Annotated in this window: 23 protein-coding genes and 3 tRNA genes; 9 read left to right on the forward strand and 17 right to left on the reverse strand. The window is 64.9% G+C overall.

Annotated elements, in window-relative coordinates; genetic code table 11:
• Positions 1-23: 23 nt before the first annotated feature.
• From nadS to PRtIB026_RS08790, 3 genes are all read right to left on the reverse strand, one after another.
• The gene (gene nadS / locus PRtIB026_RS08780; RefSeq protein ID WP_203647824.1) at positions 24-311 is read right to left on the reverse strand and encodes a NadS family protein; all 288 of its coding nucleotides are present in this window, start codon (positions 309-311) and stop codon (positions 24-26) included.
• Positions 308-628 (reverse strand): type II toxin-antitoxin system RelE/ParE family toxin, encoded by a 321-nt coding sequence (locus tag PRtIB026_RS08785; protein WP_203647823.1) that lies wholly within the window; start codon positions 626-628, stop codon positions 308-310. The genes nadS and PRtIB026_RS08785 overlap by 4 nt, the downstream gene beginning before the upstream one ends.
• Positions 629-759: 131 nt before the next feature.
• The gene (locus PRtIB026_RS08790; RefSeq protein ID WP_267813753.1) at positions 760-2,460 is read right to left on the reverse strand and encodes a SulP family inorganic anion transporter; all 1,701 of its coding nucleotides are present in this window, start codon (positions 2,458-2,460) and stop codon (positions 760-762) included.
• A gap of 372 nt (positions 2,461-2,832) precedes the next feature.
• Between PRtIB026_RS08790 and PRtIB026_RS08795 the strand changes: the two genes are divergently transcribed.
• On the forward strand, positions 2,833-4,377 hold the full coding sequence (locus tag PRtIB026_RS08795; RefSeq protein ID WP_203647822.1) for a Fic family protein: 1,545 nt from the start codon (positions 2,833-2,835) through the stop codon (positions 4,375-4,377).
• Between the two features lie 223 nt (positions 4,378-4,600).
• On the opposite strand, the gene PRtIB026_RS08800 is transcribed toward PRtIB026_RS08795, so the two are convergent.
• The 5 genes from PRtIB026_RS08800 to PRtIB026_RS08820 form a co-directional block, all read right to left on the reverse strand.
• Positions 4,601-4,674, reverse strand: a tRNA-Gly gene (locus PRtIB026_RS08800).
• 115 nt (positions 4,675-4,789) lie between these two features.
• A complete protein-coding gene (locus tag PRtIB026_RS08805) occupies positions 4,790-5,674 on the reverse strand; it encodes an alpha/beta fold hydrolase (RefSeq protein WP_203647821.1) in 885 nt (294 codons plus the stop codon).
• Between the two features lie 526 nt (positions 5,675-6,200).
• Positions 6,201-6,893, reverse strand: coding sequence for a pseudouridine synthase (locus PRtIB026_RS08810; RefSeq protein ID WP_203647820.1), 693 nt, complete (start codon positions 6,891-6,893; stop codon positions 6,201-6,203).
• Positions 6,894-6,927: 34 nt separating this feature from the next.
• Positions 6,928-7,149 (reverse strand): cysteine-rich CWC family protein, encoded by a 222-nt coding sequence (locus PRtIB026_RS08815; RefSeq protein ID WP_203647819.1) that lies wholly within the window; start codon positions 7,147-7,149, stop codon positions 6,928-6,930.
• Positions 7,142-8,632, reverse strand: coding sequence for a sensor domain-containing diguanylate cyclase (locus PRtIB026_RS08820; protein ID WP_203647818.1), 1,491 nt, complete (start codon positions 8,630-8,632; stop codon positions 7,142-7,144). The genes PRtIB026_RS08815 and PRtIB026_RS08820 overlap by 8 nt, the downstream gene beginning before the upstream one ends.
• 212 nt (positions 8,633-8,844) lie before the next feature.
• On the opposite strand from PRtIB026_RS08820, the gene PRtIB026_RS08825 reads away from it, so the two are divergent.
• Positions 8,845-9,282, forward strand: coding sequence for a hypothetical protein (locus tag PRtIB026_RS08825; RefSeq protein ID WP_062572988.1), 438 nt, complete (start codon positions 8,845-8,847; stop codon positions 9,280-9,282).
• A 13-nt stretch (positions 9,283-9,295) separates the two neighbouring features.
• Here the strand turns inward: PRtIB026_RS08825 and PRtIB026_RS08830 are convergent, their stop codons facing one another.
• The gene (locus PRtIB026_RS08830) at positions 9,296-10,402 is read right to left on the reverse strand and encodes an enoyl-CoA hydratase/isomerase family protein (RefSeq protein ID WP_203647817.1); all 1,107 of its coding nucleotides are present in this window, start codon (positions 10,400-10,402) and stop codon (positions 9,296-9,298) included.
• Positions 10,403-10,530: 128 nt separating this feature from the next.
• Here PRtIB026_RS08830 and ung point away from each other — a divergent pair, with 128 nt between their 5' ends.
• Entirely contained in the window at positions 10,531-11,223 is a 693-nt protein-coding gene (gene ung, locus PRtIB026_RS08835; RefSeq protein WP_110737486.1) for a uracil-DNA glycosylase, read from the forward strand.
• Between the two features lie 113 nt (positions 11,224-11,336).
• Here ung and PRtIB026_RS08840 read toward each other — a convergent pair whose 3' ends face one another.
• From PRtIB026_RS08840 to PRtIB026_RS08860, 5 genes are all read right to left on the reverse strand, one after another.
• Positions 11,337-12,365: an AbrB family transcriptional regulator gene (locus PRtIB026_RS08840; RefSeq protein ID WP_203647816.1), complete on the reverse strand. Its 1,029-nt coding sequence runs from the start codon at positions 12,363-12,365 to the stop codon at positions 11,337-11,339.
• The gene (locus PRtIB026_RS08845; protein WP_203647815.1) at positions 12,358-13,872 is read right to left on the reverse strand and encodes a tripartite tricarboxylate transporter permease; all 1,515 of its coding nucleotides are present in this window, start codon (positions 13,870-13,872) and stop codon (positions 12,358-12,360) included. Before PRtIB026_RS08845 ends, PRtIB026_RS08840 begins: the two co-directional genes overlap by 8 nt.
• 3 nt (positions 13,873-13,875) lie before the next feature.
• Positions 13,876-14,334, reverse strand: a complete 459-nt coding sequence (locus PRtIB026_RS08850) for a tripartite tricarboxylate transporter TctB family protein (protein WP_203647814.1) — start codon at positions 14,332-14,334, stop codon at positions 13,876-13,878.
• Positions 14,335-14,510: 176 nt separating this feature from the next.
• Positions 14,511-15,491: a Bug family tripartite tricarboxylate transporter substrate binding protein gene (locus PRtIB026_RS08855; protein ID WP_028690165.1), complete on the reverse strand. Its 981-nt coding sequence runs from the start codon at positions 15,489-15,491 to the stop codon at positions 14,511-14,513.
• A gap of 31 nt (positions 15,492-15,522) precedes the next feature.
• A complete protein-coding gene (locus PRtIB026_RS08860; protein ID WP_203647813.1) occupies positions 15,523-16,812 on the reverse strand; it encodes an OprD family porin in 1,290 nt (429 codons plus the stop codon).
• Between the two features lie 199 nt (positions 16,813-17,011).
• Between PRtIB026_RS08860 and PRtIB026_RS08865 the strand changes: the two genes are divergently transcribed.
• Together PRtIB026_RS08865 and PRtIB026_RS08870 are read left to right on the forward strand one after the other, a co-directional pair.
• Positions 17,012-17,683, forward strand: coding sequence for a response regulator (locus PRtIB026_RS08865; protein ID WP_203647812.1), 672 nt, complete (start codon positions 17,012-17,014; stop codon positions 17,681-17,683).
• Complete coding sequence (locus tag PRtIB026_RS08870; protein WP_203647811.1) at positions 17,676-19,055, forward strand: sensor histidine kinase; 1,380 nt, start codon at positions 17,676-17,678, stop codon at positions 19,053-19,055. Before PRtIB026_RS08865 ends, PRtIB026_RS08870 begins: the two co-directional genes overlap by 8 nt.
• 107 nt (positions 19,056-19,162) lie before the next feature.
• Here PRtIB026_RS08870 and PRtIB026_RS08875 read toward each other — a convergent pair whose 3' ends face one another.
• Entirely contained in the window at positions 19,163-19,969 is an 807-nt protein-coding gene (locus PRtIB026_RS08875) for an HDOD domain-containing protein (RefSeq protein ID WP_050703963.1), read from the reverse strand.
• A 55-nt stretch (positions 19,970-20,024) separates the two neighbouring features.
• Positions 20,025-20,966 carry a YgfZ/GcvT domain-containing protein gene (locus PRtIB026_RS08880; protein WP_203647810.1) on the reverse strand — a complete coding sequence of 314 codons (942 nt, stop codon included), beginning with the start codon at positions 20,964-20,966 and terminating at the stop codon, positions 20,025-20,027.
• 133 nt (positions 20,967-21,099) lie between these two features.
• Between PRtIB026_RS08880 and PRtIB026_RS08885 the strand changes: the two genes are divergently transcribed.
• Together PRtIB026_RS08885 and PRtIB026_RS08890 are read left to right on the forward strand one after the other, a co-directional pair.
• Positions 21,100-21,354, forward strand: coding sequence for a succinate dehydrogenase assembly factor 2 (locus PRtIB026_RS08885; RefSeq protein ID WP_028690159.1), 255 nt, complete (start codon positions 21,100-21,102; stop codon positions 21,352-21,354).
• Positions 21,338-21,790, forward strand: a complete 453-nt coding sequence (locus PRtIB026_RS08890; protein WP_203647809.1) for a protein YgfX — start codon at positions 21,338-21,340, stop codon at positions 21,788-21,790. Before PRtIB026_RS08885 ends, PRtIB026_RS08890 begins: the two co-directional genes overlap by 17 nt.
• 3 nt (positions 21,791-21,793) lie before the next feature.
• On the opposite strand, the gene rdgC is transcribed toward PRtIB026_RS08890, so the two are convergent.
• Complete coding sequence (gene rdgC / locus PRtIB026_RS08895; RefSeq protein ID WP_232855770.1) at positions 21,794-22,714, reverse strand: recombination-associated protein RdgC; 921 nt, start codon at positions 22,712-22,714, stop codon at positions 21,794-21,796.
• A gap of 216 nt (positions 22,715-22,930) precedes the next feature.
• Between rdgC and PRtIB026_RS08900 the strand changes: the two genes are divergently transcribed.
• Positions 22,931-23,006: transfer RNA gene (locus PRtIB026_RS08900), tRNA-Val, on the forward strand.
• Between the two features lie 13 nt (positions 23,007-23,019).
• A tRNA-Asp gene (locus PRtIB026_RS08905) sits at positions 23,020-23,096 on the forward strand.
• The last annotated feature ends 79 nt before the right edge of the window (positions 23,097-23,175 follow it).

The raw sequence follows: 23,175 nt of genomic DNA on the forward strand, positions 1-23,175 counted from the left end.
CGTTCAAGGGACGTCGTGCGTGTTCAGTGGGAAAGTGCTTTCAGAACATGATCTGGATCGTTGTTGATGGCCCTCAACAGGGCTTTGGCCGGCCCTGTCGGCTCTCGACGTCCCTGTTCCCAGTTACGCAAGGTGGCCACCTGCACATCGATCATCTCGGCAAAGCGTGCCTGAGATAGCCCGGTCGCCTTGCGTATGCTCCTGACCTGGAGGGCGTCGATTTCGAACTGGCGTGAGGGAGGGCGTTGACCTTGGATGATCTCATCCATTTGTTCAACGCTTTCCATCAGTTCGTCGAAGAAACGGCTCATGGCTGGCTCCAGTGTTCGATAACAGCTTTCAGTACCTTGCGCTGCGTGGCGCTAAGGTCTGACTGTTCATTCTTGGGATAGATACAAAGCATGGCAATCTGGGATGCGGCGACGAAGTGGTAGTAGATGATCCTGGCGCCTCCACGCTTTCCATGCCCATTTGCCGGGACGCGGATCTTGCGCAGGCCGCCGGTTCCCTCAACAATCTCTCCCGCGTCGGGGCACATCATGAGGCGTACTTGAAGCATTCGGTAGGCCTCATCGTCGAGCAACTCTCTGACGCGTTTGGTAAAGATGGCGGTTTCGGTGAAGAGCATAGCAGAAGGTACGCCATTGGCGTAGCTGATCCTGGGATCAATGCTACGAGTTGAAGATGAATGGCAAGGCTACAGAGTGGTGACTGCGCAGCTGCATCATTCCCTTCTGGTGATGGCGTAGTCCCTTTCCTTTACTCGCTCGCCCCCTCCCGCCGAGCCCTGTTGCGCCACACCCGATACGCCCGAATCCCCGCCCGTACCGAGCCGAACAGCAACTTCTCTTCCATTTCCCGCGCCATCCCGGAACGCACCAGCATGCGCAGGAAGGTGCCGCGGGCGCGGGCGATGGCGAAGTGGATGCCCTGGGCGGCGAGGGTGTCGCGCACTTCGCGCAGGGCCGCCACGCCACTGACGTCGATGCTGGTCACGGCCTCCGCGTCGAACAGCACCACCTGTGGTTTCTCCACGCCCTGCACGGCTTCGAGCAGGCGCATCTTGAAGTAGTCGGCATTGAAGAACAGGATCGCATCGTCGAAGCGATACACCACCAGGCCCGGGACGGTGCGGGCGTCCTTGTGCTGGCGCACGTCCACCTGGCCCTCGATGCCCGGCACCCAGCCCAGCACGGCGTCGGTGGGCTGGTAGATGCTGTAGAGCAGGCGCAGGATGGCCAGGGTCACGGCGAACACGATGCCCGGCAACACGCCCAGGCCGAGCACGCCGACCGTGGTCAGCAGGCACAGCCAGAACTCGAAACGGCTTAGCTTGCGGATGGTCTTGAGCGACTTCACGTCGATCAGCCCCCAGCCGGCCATCAGCAGCACCGCGCCCAGCGCGGCCTGGGGAATCCAGGCCATGGGCGCGGTGAAGAACAGCAGGATCAGGGCGATCACCAGGGCGGCGATGATGCCCACCAACTGGCTCTTGCCGCCGACCATGTCGTTGACCGCGGTGCGCGAATCGGCGCCGCTGATGGCGAAGCCCTGGGATATGCCGGCGGCCAGGTTGCTCACGCCCAGGGCGAGGAACTCGTGGTTGGCGTTGATCGCGTAGCCGTGGCGGGCGGCAAAGCTGCGGGCAGTGAGCATGGCGCTGCAGAAACTGATGGTGGCGATACCCAGGGCGTCGCGCAGCAGGCTCTTGGTTTCCGCCAGGCTGCTCTGCGGCCAGGCCAGTTCCGGGATGCCCGCCGGCACCGGGCCTAGGATCGCTACCCCATAACGGTCAAGGCCGAACAGCCCGGCCAGGGCGGTGAACACCACCACGGTCACCAGTGCCGCCGGCAGTCGCGGGTAGCGTCGCGGCAGCCAGATCAGCAGGCCCAGCCCGGCAAGGCCGATGGCCAGGGTCAACCAGTGGATCTCGCCCAGGCGCTGGAGGAAGTTGATCAGGCTGAGGATGAACCCATCGCCTTCGATCTTGAAACCCACCACCTTCGACAACTGCCCGGCGAGCAGGCTCAGGCCGATGCCGTTGAGGTAGCCGATGAGGATCGGCCGCGAGAAGAAGCTGGCGATGAAACCGGCCCGCGCCACCCCGGCGGCGATCAGCATCACGCCCACCAGCACGGTGACGATCACCGACAGTTCGGCGATGCGGTGCGCATCGCCCATGGCCAGCGGCGCCACGGCCCCGCCAATCATGGCGCAGGTGGCGGCGTCCGGGCCGACCATCAATTGCCGTGAACTGCCGATCAGGGCATAGACCATCATCGGCAGCACGCAGGCGTACAAGCCGTACTGCGGAGGCAGGCCGACGATCTGCGCATAGGCGATGGCAATGGGGATCTGGATCGCGGCCACCGACAGGCCGGCCTGCAGGTCAGCGTGGAACCATTCGCGGCGGTAGTGCAACAGGTTGGCCAGGCCTGGTAGCCAGCGGGAGAGAAACATGCGCAGTCCTTTGGAATTGTTTCAGCAAGCTTAGCGGTTATGCACCGCGAATCACTGGGCATTCAAGCCAATCGGCGCGGCAATGGCCATGGGCCAGATCAAGAAAGGGACGCTGGAAACGAAAAAGGAGGCGAGGCTCCTTTTGACAGCGACGACGTTGCTGGAACGTCGTGCGGGGAATGCGAGTTGGAGTGGGTAGGGGGAATTGAACATGAAATGGCATATTCATTAGCGTTTTTGAGGGAATGCTTGGGGTAAGTAGCGAAATTGTATGTTCCGTAGTATTTTTGCGTCTCATGGCTGATGGTATTGTTTTAGGGTGATGTTCCGCTAAAAGTAGCGTTTTTGGGCTTTCGGTAGAGGATTTATTCCATGCAGGTCGGTTTCAAGGCGCTAGCCACTCGGTACGGGGTTGATCCGGCACAACCTCTACGCGTCGACTCGACCATCGGCACGGTGCGGGCAAGCCGCGACACCGGTAGTCAGGTAGAAAACAAGTATCCGCCCAACTATCGGCCTGACGACGATTTTGCAGGCCACTTCGAATTCGGGCTCAAGTACGAGGCGATTCACCTTGAATTCTTCGCCCGCCTGTTTGCAGTCACAGGGCCCGAGCCAGTCGAAGCTTGGTGCCGACGTTCCCCTTATGGCCAGTACGCCCGGCGCACCGGGTTTCTATACGAGTGGCTGACGGGGCAGCATCTGGACGTGCCTGATGTGACCAATGGCGCCTATACCGATGCCGTGTCGCCGGCCCGCTACCTGACCCGAACGACGCCGTTTCGATCTCGCCGCTGGCGGGTCAACAACAATCTGCCAGGTACGCCTGAGTTTTGCCCACTGATCCGGCGAACCGACGCCGTGCAGCAAGCCTTGCAGTTTGACCTGACAGCCGCGTTGGAAGAGCTCGATCAGACCTTCGGCCCCGACATCCTGATGCGGACGGCGAGCTGGTTGACGTTGAAAGAGTCGCGCGCGAGTTTTCTGATTGAAAAAGAGGAAGGCCAAGCCGACCGCATCCAGCGCTTTGCACATGTCATCGCGCAGCACTGCGGCCATATCGAAGACCCTTTGAGTGACCGAAGTCTGCATCTCTTGCAGGCAGGTATCCTGGGGCGCGATGCGTTTGGCCTCGGGTTGCGGCACTCCCCCGTTTTTGTAGGGCAATCCACGATGCGCGAGAACATCGTGCACTACGTCGCCCCACATTTTGACGACCTGGCCCCGATGCTTGCTGGCCTCAACGAATTCGAGATGGCCACCCGCGGAGCCGAGTCGCTTGCCCGCGCCGCAGCATTGGCGTTCGGTTTCGTCTACATCCATCCGATGAGAGACGGGAATGGGCGAATCCACCGTTTCCTGATCAACGACACGTTGGTTCGGGACCAGGCGGTTCCAAATGGCGTGATATTGCCTGTTTCAGCAACCATTACCAGCTCGGCCGAGTTCCGTGCCGGCTATGATGCGACACTGGAGGTATTCTCTCGCCCCTTCATGCGCCGCTATGCGGCATCCTATCGCTTTGGCAGGCTTGTGACCGACGAAGACGGTACACCGAGCAACTTCGAGTTCGACGACTACGAAGATGCGCGCTTCGCCTGGCGTTATCCGGATCTGACCGCACATGTTCTCTATACGGCGCGCGTCGTCGAGCACACGATTCGAACGGGGATGGCGGACGAAGCCAGGATCCTTATCATCTTCCAGCTCGCCCAGGAGCGGCTCAAAGACGTCGTGGAGATGCCAGACCAGGATGCAAATCGCATCATTCGCGCGGTCAAGGAGAATGGCTGGAGTGTTTCCGGCAAGCTCAGGAAGCACTATCCGCAGCTTGAGGATGAGCGCCTGGCAGCGCGAATCGTGGAGGCCGTTCGGTCGGCGTTTGAAGGCCGAGATAGGCAAGACGATGATGAGTGACCTTGCCAATTTCAGCGTTGCGTTGAATTTCTAGCCCGCAACTGCGGACACGCGCTGTTTTGGCCCCAGCCTTCACACTTAACGCTGTGGCCGCAGGCTGGCGGGGTTATGTCCAGGTTGAGGGGGAGGCCAGATCAATGCTTTGGCGCAGAAACGAAAAAAGGAGCCGAGGCTCCTTTTGACAGCGACGACGTCATTGGAACGTCGTGCGGGGAATGCGAGTTGGAGCGGGTAGAGGGAATCGAACCCTCCTCAATAGCTTGGGAAGCTATAGTTTTACCAATAAACTATACCCGCTTCGAAGCACGACTTTTTACCAGAACCCTCCCCGAATGAGAAGCCCAAGGCTGTAAAAAAAGCCTGTCGGCGACCCTAGCCTGCGGGTATCGAGGGCTACAGGGCGCCGATGCGCTCAGATGGCCAGTGCATGCTGCCCCGTTTCCTGTGAGTAGCGGTGGCGGGATTCGCGCAGAGCCGGCTTGAGGAAACCGAGCATCGCACTGCGGGTATCCTCGCAGGCGGTCTTGTGCTCCATGTCGAGGAAGTGGCCGGCGCCTTGGATCACGCTGAACTGGCTGCGCCCGACATGGCGGCTGAACTGGCGGGCATCCTCGACGGTGGTGTACTCGTCGCGGTCGCCGTTGATGAACAGCACCGGGATGTCGATGTTGCGCGCGGCCTTCAGCGCCCGTTCCAGGTCGTGGTCGAGCACCTGGTTGATATGGAAGTGCATCTGCGCGTATTCGTGGCTGTCCAGGCTGCTGACGTGGCGGTAGTTGAAGCGCTTGAACAGCGACGGCAGGTACTTGCCGATGGTGTCGTTGACCAGGTTGCCCACCTGGTAGCGGTCGCAGGCGGCCAGGTACTGGCAACCGCGGTCCAGGTAGTCGCGCATCGGTTCGTTGATCACCGGCGAGAACGAACTGACGATGGCCTTCTTCACCAGCCGCGGCTGGTGCGCCAGCGCCAGCAGGGTGCAGGCACCGCCCCAGGAGAACGACAGGACATGGTCGGCACGGAAATGCTCGATCAGTTCGAGCAGGATGTGCGCCTCGGTCTCCTTGGTCAGCAGCCGTTCATGGCGGTTGTGCGGTTTGGACTTGCCGGCATACGGCTGGTCGTACAGCACCACGTTGAACTGCGGGTGCAGGCTGCGCACTGTCTGTGCAAAGGACGCCGTGGTCGCCAACGAGCCATTGATCAGGATGATCGTCTTTTCGGCGCCCTGCGCGCGATGGAACTCCGTGTAAACCCGGTACTGCCCTTGGATATCAAGTACAGCGATTTCTGGCCTCATGTCATCGACTCCTGGCGCAAAAAGGGTATTCGCGTCACCTGGTGGCGTGTGCGATCGGCAGGCGGGCTAGGCGCCGAATCGACCGGACAGGCCATTAGGGTGCACGTGCTTTATGACAGGTAGGCATTCGCCTGGAACGGAAACCGGTGGGCCCTTGTGTCGATCCTTGACGCGTGTAGTCGACGGTATTGTTGTGCGGGCGATTACCGTGCCCCAGGGCATCGAGACCCCGGGTGGCCGGTAAAGGGCGTCTTGGACTGCGGTTGTGACCGTTGAGTCACATGCAGACCGACGAGTTAGCAGTCAAGCAGGGAGGGCGGGATCGCGCAAGTGCCGTTGGAGCAATCTTTCGTGGGAAACCGCCGAATGGTGGATCGGCCGCATACACGCCCTGTAGGAGCGGCCTTGTGCCGCGAAAGGGCTGCGAAGCGGCCCAACGATCTCCGCGTCGAGGTAGAAATTGCCGGGGCCGCTGCGCGGCCCTTTCGCGGCACAAGGCCGCTCCTACAGGGGCATGCAAATCCGCTCAGACCGAGGCGATTTCCTCGGCGGTCAGCGTCCTGAACGCTCCTGGAAGCAATATCGGGTCCAGTGTGATCGAACCCATGCTTTCCCGATGCAGCCCCACCACCTTGTTCTGGAAGTGCCCGAACATCCGCTTCACCTGGTGATAACGCCCCTCGACGATGACCAGGCGTGCGCTGCGCGGGCCGAGGATCTCCAGCTGGGCGGGCAGGGTGGTGAGGTCTTCGAAGGCGAAGTAGAACCCTTCGCGGAACCTGTCGACGTAATGTGCACCGATTTCGTCCTCGGTGTGCACCAGGTAGGTCTTGGGCTGCTTGGTCCGTGGCTGGGTCAGGCGCCGCGACCACTGGCCATCGTTGGTCAGGATCATCAGCCCGGTGGTGTTGTAGTCCAGGCGCCCGGCGATGTGCAGGTCATCGCGCAGCTCTGCCGGCAACAGGTCGAGCACGGTACGGTGCTGCGGGTCCTGGGTGGCGCTGACGCAACCGGTGGGCTTGTGCAGCATCAGGTAGCGTGCCGGACGACCGGCCTGGAGCACCTGCTCATCGACCTCGACGCGGCTGAATTCACGCACCTCCAGCAACGGGTCGGCGGTCGGCTGGCCATCCACGCGCACGCGCCGCTGTGCCAGCAGCAGGCGTACTTGCTGGCGGTTGTAGCAGGGCAGGTTGCCGAGGAATCGGTCGAGGCGCATGGGGCGGGTCGCTTGCGGGAAATCGGCGCGCAGTCTAGCGGATCGTGTGCACTGGCGCTGCCTTGAGTTGCCCATCGACCTGCGCGCAGCGCGGGCACAGGCAAGCCTTGTCGCGCAGTTCGGTGGGCAAGGCCTCGATCACTGTTGGGTCGATGGCCACTTCGAAGCACCAGCAGCCTTGCGTGGCGTTGCGCGGGTCGGCCAGGCCGCACCGGTTGAGGGCGCCGCAGGCGGGGCAGTGTCGAGGATCAGGCATGGTCGGTTCCGGGCATTTCGCTGCAGACACGGTTGCGTCCGCCTTGCTTGGCACGATAGAGCGCGTGGTCGGCGCGGGTCAGCAGGCTGTGCAGGCTGTCGTCGCGCTGCAGGGCGGACAGGCCGATGCTCACGGTCAGGCGTATTGGCTGGTCGGCATGGCTGAAGGTCAGTTGCTCGGTGCGCCGGCGGATCTTTTCCGCCACCTCGATGGCCTGGCGACCTTCGGCTTCGCGCAGCAGCACGATGAACTCCTCGCCGCCCCAGCGGCACAGTATATCGGACTGGCGCAGGCTGCCCTGCAGCACATTGGCGAACTGGCGCAGCACTTCGTCGCCGGCCAGGTGGCCGTGGGTGTCGTTGAGGGTCTTGAAGTGGTCGAGGTCGATCAGCAGGGCGACCAGCGGCGCGTTGTCGCGCTGGGCCTCGACCAGCGCCTGGCCGGCCAGCAGGTCGAAGCTGCGGCGATTGGGCAGGCCGGTGAGGCTGTCGAGGGTGGCCAGCGCTTCGGCGTTATCCTGGTGCCGCTTGACCATGGCATTGAGCAGCGACAGGACCACCAGGGTGATCATGGCGCAGATCGCCAGGTTCAGGTACAGCGACTGGCGGATGCGGTCCAGGGCGCCGGTTTCGCGCTTGTCCACCAACAGGTACCAGTCCAGTTCCGGCAGCAGGCGCACATTGAGGAAGTGACTGTGGCCGTCGTTGTCGGTGTACTCGTGGCTGCCGCTGGCCGGTGTCGGCATGCGTGCCAGCAGGTCCTGCCACTGGCTGCTGTCGGCCAGTTGCTGGCCAGCCCGCAGGCCATGGGGGCCGCCGTCGGAGCCGGTCAGCAGGACCTTGCCCTGGGCATCGGTGAACAGCACCGAGCGCTGGTAGCGCCGTTGGTAGTCGTCGATCAGGCGGACCACCGACTCCACGCTCAAGCCCACGCCGGCGGCGCCGATGAAGCGCTGCTGGTAGTCGAGCACCCGGTGGTTGATGAACACGGTGAGCTTGTCCTGGTTGGCCATGTCCAGGTCGACGTTGATCTCGTAGGGCTTGCTCGACTGGCGCAGGCGAAAATACCAGGCGTCGCGCCAGGCGTCGGCCCGCACCTGCTTGAGCACGCCCTTGGCCTGGTAGTAGGTGAGGCTGCGGTCGGAGACGAAGAAGCTGGTGCAGGTGGCCTGGCTGCCCATCACGGCGCCCAGGTAGCGGGTGATGCGCCCGGTGTCCTGCTCGCCGGCCAGCACCCAGTCGCGCAGGAAGGTGTCCTGGGCCATCATCGAGGCGATCAGCACCGGGCGGATCAGGTCCTTCTGGATCTCCGAGTAGACGTTGTCGGAGGTCAGCGGCAGCTCGGTGTTGACGATGCCGTCGCGGATCGCCCCGCGCGAGGCGTAGTAGCCGAGCAGCGAAGTGGCCAGGAAGCCACCGGCCAGCAACAGCAGCAGGGCGAAGATCAGCGAGCGTTGCGAGAACAGGGTGGAAGGCGAGGGCATGATCGTCCCGTGAGGTGTGCCGGTGGCCACATTCTAGAGAGATGACCGAAAAATGACTGCATGTTTTTCGGCGTTACAGGACCTGTTTCAATTTGTTGCGAAAATGGCACTGAACCCGGTTGCCACGGTCTTATCCTGTGTCGACCAACAGCTTGTCGTCGACGCCCGCCAGCGTCGCTGTGCCGGGCATCCCTGCGGTCCAGGAGGCCGCCATGTACCCACGAATTTTGCTCGTCGTCCTGCTCGGACTGCTGACCTCCGCCTGCGCCCCCTATTACGAGAGCGGCGGCTATTACCGCAGCGACTACTACACCAGCGATCGCTACGTTTACCCAGGCTACTACCGCCAGGACCGCTACTACGTGGTGCCGCAGACCCGTTACTACTATCAGCCCGCGCCGCGTTACTACAGGCCGGCGCCGGTGCCGCAATACCGCCCTTATCCGGCGCCCGGCATGCAGCCGCGCTGGCACGGGAATCCGCGTTACGACTACGGCAACCGCCAGCGCTACGACTACGGGCGGGATCGCGACCGCCACGACTACCGCAATGACGACCGCCGGGGCGATCGCTGGCACTCCAACGGGCAGGGCAACCGTGACCGTCGACCCGATGGGGGCCGGGGTGGCGAGCGGGGCTGGTCGCGGTGACAGGGCACTGACGTCATCCCAGTTCCGCCAACGGATGGCGCCCCTCCCAGGCCTTGCTGAAATGCGCCTCCACCACCGCCGCCGGCACCTGTGCCACATCCGGCCAGTGCCAGCGCGGGGTGTTGTCCTTGTCCAGCAACCTGGCCCGCACCCCTTCACTGAACTCCGGGTGACGGCAGCAGTTCAGGCTCAGGGTGTATTCCATCTGGAACACCTGGGCCAGTGACAGGTGCCGCGCCCGACGGATCTGCTCCCACACCAGGTGCGCCGTCAGCGGGCAGCCCTCGTGCAGACGCTGGCCCGCCGCCGCCAGCAAGGGATCGGTATGGGTGGCCAGGCCGGCCAGGGCCCGCCAGGCCGCCACCGGGTCGGCCACATCGAGCACTTCGTCGATCACGGCGCGGCGTGCCAGCCACTGGCCTTGCGGCAGTTCGGCGCAGGCGCGGTGCTGCTCGGCCTTGAGCAGGCTGTTGAGCTGCAGGGCGGTCTGCTCCTGCCAGTTCAATTGCAGCAGTTCCTCGATCAGCGCCTCCTGCTGATGCTCGCCCAGGAAACGATCGGCCAGGTCCAGGTCCAGCGCGTCGCGGGCGTTGAGCGGGGCCCCGGTCAGCCCCAGGAACAGGCCGAGCTTGCCCGGCAGGCGGGCGAGGAACCAGCTGGCGCCGACATCCGGGTACAGGCCGATGCTGATTTCCGGCATGGCCAGGCGGCTGCTGGGGGTGACGATACGTACCGCGGCGCCCTGCAGCAGGCCCATGCCGCCGCCCAGCACATGGCCATGGCCCCAGCACAACAAGGGTTTGGGGTAGGTGTGCAGGCGATGATCGAGGCGATATTCGCTGGCGAAGAAGGTAGCGGCCAGCGGCGGTACGCTACCGGGGTGTTCGCGGCAGGCCTCGACCAGGGCGCGGACATCGCCACCGGCACAGAAGGCCTTCGGCCCGTTGCCGCGCAGCAGCACGCAGACGATCCCGGGGTCGCTGGCCCAGGCGCGCAGCCGTTCGTCGAGCACTTCGATCATCGGCAGCGTCAGGGCGTTGAGCGCCTTGGGCGCATCCAGGGTGGCGATGCCGATACGGGCGCCGTCGACGCCGGTCAGTACCTCGCATTGAATGGACATGGACTACCTCGTGCAGGTCATCCCCTCAGTATGGCCTGCCGCGGCGAAGCTGCCGGTCGTCGGTCGGATCGATTGACAAGCCGGCCCGGCTTTCCTAGTGTCGCGGCACTTTGCTTTTGGATGCCCCCATGACCGACGACGATCGCATCAAACTCGAACCCAGCTGGAAGGCCGCGCTGCGCGCCGAGTTCGACCAGCCCTACATGCATCAGCTGCGCGAGTTCCTGCGTACCGAGTACGCCGCCGGCAAGGAGATCTACCCGCCTGGGCCGCTGATCTTCAACGCCTTGAATTCCACGCCGCTGGAGCAGGTCAAGGTGGTCATCCTCGGCCAGGACCCGTATCACGGCCCCGGCCAGGCCCATGGCCTGTGTTTCTCGGTGCAGCCGGGCATCCCCACGCCGCCGTCGCTGGTCAATATCTACAAGGAGCTGCAGCGCGATCTGAACCTGCCGATTCCCGCGCATGGTTACCTGCAGAGCTGGGCCGAGCAGGGCGTGCTGCTGCTCAACACCACCATGACCGTGGAGCGCGCCAATGCCGCGTCCCACGCGAAGAAAGGCTGGGAGTTCTTTACCGACCGGATCATCCAGGTGGTCAGCGAGCAGTGCCCGAACGTGGTGTTCCTGCTGTGGGGTGCCCATGCCCAGAGCAAGCAGAAGCTGATCGATGCGAGCAAGCACCTGGTGCTCAAGTCGGTGCATCCATCGCCATTGTCGGCTTACCGTGGGTTCTTTGGCTGCGGGCATTTCAGCCGTACCAACAGCTTCCTGGAACAACGCGGGATGGCGCCGATCGATTGGGCGTTGCCGCCGCTGTGATTGGCTGAGGGCCTCTTCGCGGGTAAACCCGCTCCCACAGAAAATGTGCTGCCTTTCAGGGTCTGCGCAGTACCTGTGGGAGCGGGTTTACCCGCGAAGAAGCCAGCACATCTCTACTGGCTGGCATTCCAGCGCCGGAACAACGGCTCGGCCAGGAACAGCACGAACAACAGCCGCATCACCTGCAGCGCCGTCACCAGCGGCACGGACAGTTGCAGGGTCTCCGCCGTCAGGCTCATCTCGGCGATGCCCCCAGGCATCATCCCCAGCGTCAGCGAGCGCAGGTCCAGGTGCGTCAGCAGGCTCAACGCCCAGGCCGCGCCCGCCGCGATCAGCATGCACAGCGCCGTGGCCAGCAAGGTCCGGCCAAGGAACGACGGCGCCCGGCGGAAGAACGCGCGATTGAAATGACAGGCCAGGCCGCTGCCGATCAGCCACTGGCCGATCTGGCTGGCGCCGTTGGGCAGGCCAATCTGCAGGTTGCCCGCCAGGCTCACACTGGCTGCCACCAGCAACGGCCCGAACAACCAGGGGTTGGGTTGGCGCAGGCGCTGCCAGAGCAGCGCCACCAGCACCCCCAGCGGCGCGATCAGCGCCAGCCAGCCCCAGCTCACGCTGCCGGCATGGTTCAGCGGCACGCCATCGCCGAGGAAGAACTTGAACAGCGCCGGCACGCACAGCACCACCGCCAGCACCCGCAGGCTCTGCGCCGCGGCCACCTGGCTGAGCACCGCGCCGTTGCGCGCGCCGAGGTTGACCATCTCGCCCGAACCGCCCGGCATGCTGGCGAAGAATGCCGTGGCGCGGTCTTCACCGGTACGCCGCAGCAGCCACACGCTGATCACGCTGGAGAGGGTGGTGAACAACGCGCCGAAGAAGATCAGCGCGAAGTGGCTGGCCACCTGCTCGATCACCGCCGGGGTGAAGTGCAGGCCGATGCCGATGCCGATGATCCATTGCCCGCATTTGCGGCCATTGGGGATTTCGCTGAGCTGCCAGGGGCTCAGGCAACGCACCAGGATGATCGCCAGCAACGAGCCGACCATCCACGGCAAGGGCCAGCCGACCTTGCTGGCGAGAAATCCGCCGGCAAGACCGACCAGCCCGGTGGCCCAGAACAGTGGCAACGACCGATCAGGCATCGGCCATGGCCCGGCGCTGCAGGGCACGTTTGCGCCAGCTGCGCAGCAGCGGCAGGCTCAGCATGCACACCACCAGCACCCAGACGCCCATGCTGATCGGGCTCGACCAGAGGATGCCCAGTTCACCGTTGGAGATCGACAGCGCACGGCGCAGGTTCTGCTCCATCAGCCCGCCGAGGATGAAGCCCAGCAGGATCGGCGACAGCGGGAAGTCCAGCTTGCGCAGGATGTAGCCCATGATGCCGATGCCGACCATCAGGAACAGGTCGAAGGTGGTGGCATGCACTGCGTACACGCCGATCGCGGTAATGATCGCGATTATCGGCACCAGCGCCCAGTTCGGCACGGCGAGGATGCGGGTGAAGACACGGATCATCGGCACGTTGAGGATGATCAGCATCAGGTTGGCGATGAACAGCGAGGCGATCAGGCCCCAGACGATGTCTGGCTGTTGTTCGAACAGCAGCGGGCCGGGGGTGATGTTGTACAGGGTCAGCGCGCCGATCATCACCGCGGTGGTGCCGGAGCCTGGCACACCGAGGGTCAGCATCGGCACCAGGGCGCCGCAGCAGGAGGCGCCGATGGCGGTTTCCGGCGCGGCCAGGCCACGGGCGTCGCCCTTGCCGAACTTGCCTTTGTCGCCGGCGATGCGTTTTTCGGTCATGTAGGCCACGGCACTGGCCAGGGTCGCGCCGGCACCCGGCAACACGCCCATGAAGAAGCCCAGCAGACCGCAACGGATGTTGACGAAGAACACCGAGGCCGCTTCCTTGAAGTTGAACAGCATGCGCCCGGTCGCCTTGACCGCCACGTGACCGTGGTGGGTCTTTTCCAGCAGCAGGAGGATCTCGCTGATGGAGAACAGGCCCAGCACCAGCACCACGAACTGGATGCCGTCGGCCAGGTGCACGCTGTCGCCGGTGAAGCGGTACACGCCGCTGTTGGCGTCGATGCCCACCGCCGAGAGGAACAGGCCGATCAGCGCGGCGATGAAGGTCTTCAGCGGCTTGTCGCCGGCCATGCCGCCGAGGGCGACGATGGCGAACACCATCAGCACGAAGTACTCCGCCGGTCCGAAGGCGATCGCCCATTTCGCCAGCAGCGGGGCGAACAGCACCATGCCGCAGGTGGCGATGAAGGCGCCGATGAACGAACTCCAGGCCGACAGCGACAGCGCCACGCCGGCCAGGCCCTGGCGGGCCATGGGATAGCCGTCGAGGGTGGTCATCACGGTCGAGGCCTCACCGGGGATGTTCAGCAGGATCGAACTGATCCGCCCGCCGTATTCACAGCCCAGGTACACCGCGGCCAGCAGGATCAGCGCCGACTCCGGCGGCAGGCCGAGGGCGAAGGCGATGGGGATCAGCAGGGCCACGCCGTTGATCGGGCCCAGGCCCGGCAGCAGGCCGACCACGGTGCCGATCAGGGTGCCGGTCAGGGCGGTGACCAGGTTGTACGGGCTCAGGGCGACGCCGAAGCCCTGGCCCAGGTAGCTCAAGGTATCCATGTGTCAGTTCTCCAGTACGTCGAGCAGGCCGAGGGGCAGGGGCACGTCCATCACGCGGTCGAACAGCCAGTAGAGGAACAGGCTCATGCCCACCACCACCAGGGCACTGTGCAGCCAGCGGCCACCGTACAGGCGGGCCATGGGCACGCCGACCAGGATGGCGCTGAGGATGAAGCCCAGGGTTTCGAAGGTGCTGGCGAAGACGAGCAGCAGGCCGACGCAGGCGGCGATCTTGATCAGGGTCTCGCGGTCCAGTTCCGGTTCGTCGTCCTTGCGCACGATGGGTGTGGGGCGGATCGCCAGGTACAAAAGGCCCAGGCCCATCAGGCCGAGCATCAGCAGCGGGTAGGCGCGCGGGCCTACCGGTTCATAGGAGAAGGCGGCCTGGTAGGGCCAGGCCATCACGGCCAGCACGGCGCACAGCGCCAGCAGGGCCAGGGCGAAGAGGCGTTGCAGGATCATGGAAGAATCCTCGGTAATGTTCGACACTGCGCGGCCCTCTGTAGGAGCGGCCTTGTGCCGCGAAAGGGCTGCACAGCAGCCCCGGCAATTCAAGCTGCGAAGCTGAAATCCTGGGGCCGCTGCGCAGCCCTTTCGCGGCACAAGGCCGCTCTTACAGAGGGAGCTGTGTGAGTGGCTTACTGGATCAGCCCGAACTCACGGGCCAGCGCCTTGTAGTCCGCCACCTGCTTCTTCACATAGCCGTCCAGCTCCTCGCCGGTCATGGCGAACGGGAACAGCTCGCGCTGGTCGCGCAGCTTGGCGAAGTCCTCGGAGGCCAGCAGCTTGTCGAACGAAGCCTTCCACCAGGCATAGTCCTCGTCGCTGACCTTCGGCCCCAGGTAGAAGCCGCGCACCACCGGCCAGACGATGTCGTAGCCTTGCTCCTTGGCGGTGGGGATGTCCTTCATTTCCGGCTCGTCCAGGCGCTTGTCGGAGAACACCGCGAGGATGCGCATGTTGCCGCTCTGGATATGCGGCATGGAGTCGGAGATGTCGGTGGAGCCGACCTGGATGTGCCCGCCGAGCAGCGCGGTGGCGATTTCGCCGCCGCCTTCCAGGGCCACGTAGCGCAGGTCGCGCGGGTTGATCCCGGCGGCCTTGGCGATCAGCGCGGTCTGCATCCAGTCCTGGCTGCCGACGGTGCCGCCGGAGCCGATCACCACCTTGCTCGGGTCTTTCTTCAGCGCCGCGACCAGGTCGTCGAGGGTCTTGTAGGGCGAGTCGCTCTTCACCGCGATGGCGCCATAGCTGGTGCCGACGGCCGCCAGCCACTTCACCGCGTTCTCGTCGAAACGGCCGAACTTGCCCTGGGCCAGGTTCAGCAGCGAGCCGCTGGACCAGGCCACCAACGTGCCGGCGTCAGCCGGGCGCTGGGCGACCACCGCGTTGTAGGCTACCGCACCGACACCGCCGGGCATGTAGGTCACGCGCATGGGCTTGCTGAGGATCTTCTCGTTGACCAGGGCGCTCTGCACCAGCTTGCAGGTCAGGTCGAAACCGCCACCGGGCGAGGCCGGGGCGATGCATTCGGGGCGTTTCGGTTCGGCGGCCAGGGCGTTGCCGGCCAGCAGCAGGCAACCAGTGGCCAGGACGAGGCGGCGCAGTGAAAAGGTCATCGTCTATCTCCGTGAACGTTGTTGTTATGGGTTACCACAGAGCCACGCTGTAGCTCACCAGCAGCCGCACTTCGTCCGCGTCGCGGGTGAAGTTGGAGCGGAAGGTGGCGTTGCGCAGGCGCACGGCGACGTTCTTCAACGGGCCGCTTTGTACCACGTACTTCAGTTCGGTGTTGCGTTCCCACTCCTTGCCCTCGCCACCGGCGGCGCGGCTGACGTTGTCGCCACTGATGTAGCGGGTCATGAAGGTCAGACCGGGGATGCCGAGGGCTGCGAAGTTGTAGTCGTAGCGTGCCTGCCAGGAGCGTTCGTCGGCGCCTGCGAAGTCGTTGATCTGGACGAAGTTGACCAGGTACGGGTCGGCGCCATCGACGTAGGGGAAGGCGCTGTCGCCGGACAATTGCTGCCAGGCGCCGCTGACCTTGTGCCCGCCCAGGGTGTAGCTGAGCATGCCGTTGACGGTGGTGTTGTCGATCTTGCCGGCCTTGGCCGCGCCGGCGTCGTCGCTGATCGCCAGGCGCAGGTCGGCGCCAAAGGTGCCCGGGCCCCAGGGCTGGGTGGCGAGCAGGCCGATGAAGTGCTGGCGGTAGATGTCGTCGAGCTGGGCGAAGTGGTAGCTGCCGGTGATGCGGTCGGTGAACTGGTAGTCCAGGCCGCCCATGTCGAAGTTGTCGGCACTGAAGGTGCCACCGAAGCGGCCATTCTTGTTGTTCAGGGCCAGGTCTTCCCAGTTGCTGTCGTCGCGGTCCTTGGCCTTTTCCAGGCGCCCGCCGGTGAAGGTCAGGCCCTTGATCTCCTTCGAGGTGACCAGGCCGCCTTCGAAGGTCTGCGGCAGGATGCGCCCGTCGTTGGGCTGCAGGGTCGGCAGTTCGGGTATCAGCGTGCCGATCTTCAGCTCGGTCTGCGAGACCTTGACTTTGCCGGTGAGGCCCAGCTTGGAGTACTCGTCGGCCGCCTTGCCGTTGTCGTGGGTGGGCAGCAGGCCGGTGCCCGTGCGGTCCTTGCTGGAGTCGAGCTTGACCCCGACCATGCCCAGCGCGTCCAGGCCGAAGCCCACGGTGCCCTCGGTGTAGCCGGACTCGAAATTGAGCATGAACCCCTGGGCCCATTCGTCGCGTTTGGATTGCTGCGCGCTGGTGCCGTCGCGGAAGTCGCGGTTGAAGTACATGTTGCGGGTTTCGAAGGTGGCCGTGCTGTCTTCGAAGAAGGCGGCCTGGCTGATGGGCGCGACACCGGCAAGGGCGACGGCGCTGGCGAGGGCGGAAGGTCGGGCGGCGAATGAACGGATAGGCGCAAACGCCTGCGGCTGCATGGACAGCATCGTCGGTGACTCCATTTATTGTTCTTATGTGTTGCACCTTGCTGGTGCTTTTTGCGGCGCGCGGGGCGACCGTGGTGCGATGCTAGGCAACCAACCTTTCGCTAACCTTTCAGCGTGAAAGGTTTCCGGCGAGGGCTTCACAGCACCCGCCACGGGGTTACACTCCGCGCAAAAAGCCCAGCCGAACAGGGAGAATCCGATGCGTGTGCTGCTGGTCGAAGACCATCTGCAACTGGCCGAAAGCGTGGCCCAGGCCCTCAAGAGCCAGGGCCTGACCGTGGACGTGCTGCATGACGGCGTGGCCGCCGACCTGGCCTTGGCCAGCGAGGACTACGCCGTGGCAGTGCTGGATGTCGGCCTGCCGCGGCTGGACGGTTTCGAGGTGCTGGCGCGTTTGCGCGGGCGCGGCAAGACCTTGCCGGTGCTGATGCTCACCGCCCGCAGCGATGTGAAGGACCGTGTGCACGGCCTGAACCTGGGCGCCGACGACTACCTGGCCAAGCCCTTCGAGCTGACCGAGCTGGAAGCGCGGGTCAAGGCCCTGCTGCGCCGCAGCGTGCTTGGTGGCGAGCGCCAGCAGCGCTGCGGCCCGCTGGTCTACGACCTGGATACCCGGCGCTTCAGCCTTGGCAGCGAGCCGCTGACCCTGACCCAGCGCGAGCAGAGCGTGCTCGAGGCGCTGATCGCCCGCCCTGGCCGGGTGATGAGCAAGGAACAGCTGGCGGCCCAGGTGTTCGGCCTCGACGAGGAGGCCAGCGCCGACGCGATCGAGATCTACATTCATCGCCTGCGCAAGAAGCTCGACGGCCATCCGGTGGCCATCGTCACCTTCCGTGGCCTGGGCTATCTGCTCGAGCATCGCGATGCGTGACAACGGTAGCCTGCGCGGGCGCTTGCTGGGCAACCTGGCGCTGCTGCTGGTGGTGCTGATGCTGGCCAGCGGCCTGAGCGCCTACTGGAACGGTCGCGAGGCCGCCGACACCGCCTATGACCGGACCCTGCTGGCGTCGGCACGGACCATCGCCGCCGGCCTGTCGCAGCGCGACGGCACCCTCAGCGCCGATGTGCCCTACGTGGCCCTGGACACCTTTGCCTACGACAGTGCCGGGCGCATCTACTACCAGGTACTGGACATCCACCAGAAGCTTATCTCCGGCTACGAGAACCTGCCGCCGCCGCCGCCGGGCACGCCGCGCACCGACGACTATCCGGCGCTGGCGCGCTTCTACAACGCCACCTACCTGGGCCAGGACGTGCGCGTGGTCAGCCTGCTCAAGGCGGTGAGCGAACCGAACATGAACGGCATGGCCGAGATCCGCGTGGCCGAGACCGAGGAGGCACGGGTGCGCATGGCTCGCGGGCTGATGGCCGACACCCTGCTGCGCCTGGGCATGCTGGCCTTCGGCGCGCTGGTGATGGTGTGGTTCGCGGTGAGTGCCGCGCTGCGCCCGCTGGAGCGCTTGCGCACGGCGGTGGAGGAGCGCCAGCCGGACGACCTGCGTGCTCTGCCGGTGGTCCAGGTGCAGCGCGAGCTGGGGCCGCTGGTGCGCGGGCTCAATCACTTCACCGAGCGCTTGCGGGGGCAGTTCGAACGCCAGGCGCAGTTCATCGCCGACGCCGCCCACGAGCTGCGCACGCCGCTGGCGGCGCTCAAGGCGCGGGTCGAACTGGGTTTGCGCTCACAGCAGCCCGATGAATGGCGCAAGACCCTGGAGGCAGCGGCCCAGGGCACGGACCGACTCACCCACCTGGCCAACCAGCTGCTGTCGTTGGCACGGGTGGAGAACGGCGCCCGGGCCATCGCCGAGGGCGGCGCCCAGCGCCTGGACCTGAGCCAGCTGGCCCGCGAACTGGGCATGGCCATGGCGCCCCTGGCCCATGCCCGCGGCGTCGCCCTGGCGCTGGAGGCCGAGGCGCCGGTGTGGCTCAAGGGCGAGCCGACCTTGCTCAACGAACTGCTCAGCAACCTGGTGGACAATGCCCTGGCCCACACCCCGCCCGGTGGCGACGTAGTCCTGCGGGTACTGGCGCCGGCCGTGCTCGAAGTCGAGGACGACGGGCCGGGGATTCCCGAGGACGAGCGTGAGCGGGTGTTCGAGCGCTTCTATCGGCGCAGCGCCCAGGGCAGCGGGCTGGGGTTGGCGATCGTCGGCGAGATCTGCCGGGCGCACCTGGCGCAGATCAGCCTGCACGACGGCGAGCGGGGCGGGCTGAAGGTGCGGGTGAGTTTTATCGCGGATTGATGTGTTGTCCCTACAGCCCTATTCGCGGGTAAACCCGCTCCCACAGGGAGGCTGGTGACTGTGGGAGCGGGTTTACCCGCGAAGGGGGCGGCGCAGACGGGGCTCGATCAGCGCAGCATGCTCCGCGCATCCAGCAGCTCGGCGATATCCAGCTCGGTGCCATAGGGCAGCCCCAGGTGGCGGTAGGCGGGCAGGGCGGCCAGGGGCCGGCTGCGCTCGCGCTGGCTGATGCAGCGGGCGATCTGCACGATGTCGATGTAGTCGATCTGGTCGGTGCGCCGGTCCAGGTCCTGCACCTGACTAGGCACATTGACCAACTGCTCGGGGAATTCCCAGGCGCTGAGGATCTTGTCGCCCAGCACCGGTTGGATCTGCTCGATCACGAAATGCAGGCAGATCGGGTCGGACAGCAGCTCGTTGTGCTCCTCGGCATAGATCAGCACCGGCAGGGCGCCGATCTGGTGCACCAGGCCGCCGAGGGTGGCCTGGTCGGGCTTGAGCTGGGTGTAGCGTCGGCACAGTTCATAGCTGATGCCTGCGACTTCCAGGCTGTTGGCCCAGATATCCCGCAGCTTGTGTTCCACCGCCGGGGCGCGGGCATGGAAGATCTGCTCGATCACCAGGCCGATGGCCAGGTTGCAGCTGTAGTTGATGCCCAGGCGGGTGATGGCGGTGTGCAGGTCGGTGACTTCGACGGCGGCGCGCATCAGCGGGCTGTTGACCACCTTGATCAGGCGGGCCGACAACGCGGCGTCGCGACCGATCACCTTGCTCAGGGCGGAAACGCTGATCTCGCTGTCTTCGGCGGCTTCGCGGATGCTCAGGGCGACTTCCGGCAGCGTCGGCAGGACCAGGTCGTCCCGGTCGATGGCGGCGAGCAGTTGCGCTTGGACCTTCTCGGCCAGCTTGTTCATGGACTTCTCTACGGCAAAGGTGGTGCTGCCCCGGCATAAAGCCGGGGCGGGCTGGTCAGCGCTGGATTTCCCGGTCGCGGTCCAGTTCGTAAGGCAGGTCGAGCAGCGTCAGGCGCGGGCCTTCCAGGCTGCCCAGGTGCAGGTTGTCGTCCGCCACCGCCTCGGCGCTGAGCACGGCCAGCAGTTCGACGGCGCTGCCGGTGCTGGCCCCGATCACCACTTCGCCGACCGACGAGCCGTGGGTCGGCGAGAAGATCTCGGCGCCCGGCTGGGGTACCGCTGTCTCGGCCAGCGCCAGGCGATATTGGCGGCGCTTGAGCTTGCCCAGGTATTGCATGCGGGCGACGATTTCCTGGCCGGTGTAGCAGCCTTTCTTGAAGCTCACGCCATCGACGGCCTGCAGGTTGATCATCTGCGGGATGAACAGCTCGCGGGTCGGGCCCATGACCTGGCCGATGCCTGCGCGGACCTGGCCCAGCAGCCAGTCGTTGAGCGTGCCCTCAGGCAGCAAGGCTGCGAGTTTTTCACCAACGGCGGCAGCCTGGTCGGCAGGCGCCCACAGTTCGACCCGGCCGGCCGAGGCGCGGACGGCGATCAGCCCATCATGGCGGGCGGTCGCGCCGGCCTCGTCCGCCACGGACAGGCCCAGCGCCTGCAGGGCGGCGTCGCCCTGCTGCAGGCCGAAGCGCGTCCAGGCGGCGCTGTCGTCGACCAGCGTGGCCTTGGAGAACACCGCGTACTTCTTCAGGTCGGCAAGCTGCGCCGCGAGCAGTTCGCTGGCCATGGCCAGCAGGTAGCCATTGCCCTCGGGCAGGATACGGAAGCTCGACTGCATGCGCCCCTTGACCATGCAACGGGCGCCAAGGCTCGCGTGCTCGTCGCTGAGGTAACTGATGTTGCAGGTCAGCTGACCTTGCAGGAACTTGCCGGCGTCGGAGCCGCGGACGGCGAGGATGCCCTCATGGGAGAGGGTACAGAAGAAAGCGGAATCGGCCATGGGTCATCGCGGTAGCTAAAGACTGGCGGCCATCATAGAACGCCGGTAACAAAATAGGTAGGTGACTAGACCAACGCCTTGTGCCGCTTTGTCCGCTGCACGGTATACTGCGCGACCACTCGAGGAGGGCCCCATGGTCGAACAAACTGAACTCAACCGGCTTTTCTGGCACAGCCGCCGCGGCATGCTGGAACTGGACGTGCTGCTGGTACCTTTCACCCAGGAGGTCTACCCGAGCCTGAGCGAAGCCGACCGCGAGCTGTATCGTCGCCTGCTGACCTGCGAGGATCAGGACATGTTCGGCTGGTTCATGGAACGCAGCGAGTCCGAAGACCCGGAGCTGCAGCGCATGGTTCGCATCATCCTGGACCGTGTCCAGCCCAAGTGAATGCTTCGAGTGCCGTTGGCAAGGCTCGCGCCTGCTGCTGACGGCCTACCTCGCCAGCCTGGCGCTGGCACTGCTCACCCTCGCGCTGATGGCGCTGCCCGGTTGGCTGCGCGGCCTGCTGGTCGTCGCCTGTCTTGCCCACGCCTGCTGGGCCATTCCCCGGCGAATCCTGCTGATACACCCCGAGGCCATCACCGGCCTGCGCCGTGACCCACGTGGTTGGCTTCTATATAGCCGCGCGCGGGGCTGGCAGTTGGCGCGCCTGTGCAGGGACAGCGTCGCACTGCCCAACCTGGTGGTACTGCGGTTCGTGCCCAAGGGGCACAGGTTCAGCCAGAGCCAGTGCATCCCCAGGGACGCACTGGATCGTGAGGCGCACCGGCGATTGCGGGTGCGCCTGAAGTTCAGCCGGCGCCGCTGGGCCGCGCCGGCCTGACCCTCAGACCCCCTGCGGGATCTCTTCGCCGCCCAGGGCTTCGAACAGCACTGGCAGGAACTCGGTGAAGGTCATCATCATCAGCTGGAAGCTGGCGTCGAACTGTTGCTGGGCCTCGTCGCCGCCATCCTGCTCGGCTTGCTCCTGCAGCAGTTCCTCGAACTTCAGGCGCTTGATCACCATCTTGTCGTCGAGCACGAACGACAGCTTGTCCTGCCAGGCCAGGGCCAGCTGGGTGACCAGCTTGCCAGTGCTCAGGTGCAGCTGGATTTCCTCGCTGGTCAGGTCCTGGCGCTTGCAGCGCACGATGCCGCCGTCCTCGGCGGTGTCGCGCAGTTCGCACTCGTCGAGGACAAAGAAGCCCTCGGCGGCCTTTTGCGACTTGACCCAGTCGGTCATGGTCGCGCTCGGCGCGATCTTCACGGTGGCCGGGCGCACCGGCAGCGAGCCGATCACTTCACGCAGGGTCGACAGCAGGTCTTCAGCGCGCTTGGCGCTGGCCGAGTTGACCAGGATCATGCCCAGGCGCGGGGCGATGGCGGCGAAGATCATCGAGCGGCGGATGAAGGCACGCGGCAGGAAGGCCTGGATGATCTCGTCCTTGATCTGGTCGCGTTCCTTTTTATAGACCTTGCGCATCTGCTCGGTCTCGATCTCCTCGACCTTCTCCTTGACCGCGTCGTTGACCACGCTGCTGGGCAGGATGCGTTCTTCCTTACGGGCGGCGATCAGCATGAACTCGCCACTGACGTGGACCAGGGGGGCATCCTCGCCCTTGCCGAACGGCGCGACGAAACCGTAGGTGGTCAGTTCCTGGCTGGCGCAGGGGCGGGCCGGCTTGCTGGCCAGGGCGGCCTCCAGGGCCTCGGCCTCGAACGGTACTTCCTGGGTCAGGCGATAGGACAGCAGGTTCTTGAACCACATGAGGGGGAATCTCTCCTTAATACATAAGGCGGGCATTATTCTCCGAGCGGCGGTTCCAGGCCAGCCCTGTCAGAGGGCCAGCAGTCTTATATAGAGGAAGAAAATCGCGGCGCGGCTAGGTCTTTGAAAGGCCTGGAAATTTTTTTCAGAAATTTTGAAAAAAGTGCTTGCCAGGGTAGGAGGTCCTCCGTAGAATGCGCGCCACACCGAGACGAAGGGTGATTAGCTCAGCCGGGAGAGCATCTGCCTTACAAGCAGAGGGTCGGCGGTTCGATCCCGTCATCACCCACCACTCGATGTATAGCGCGGCGGTAGTTCAGTCGGTTAGAATACCGGCCTGTCACGCCGGGGGTCGCGGGTTCGAGTCCCGTCCGCCGCGCCATATTTAGCTTCCAGGGCCCACTGAACACCCGGAAGCAACAGAGAAAGCGACCTTAGGGTCGCTTTTTTTGTTTCTGGCA

The sequence above is a fragment of the Pseudomonas sp. RtIB026 genome (genome assembly GCF_016861355.2).
Lineage (GTDB): Bacteria > Pseudomonadota > Gammaproteobacteria > Pseudomonadales > Pseudomonadaceae > Aquipseudomonas > Aquipseudomonas peradeniyensis.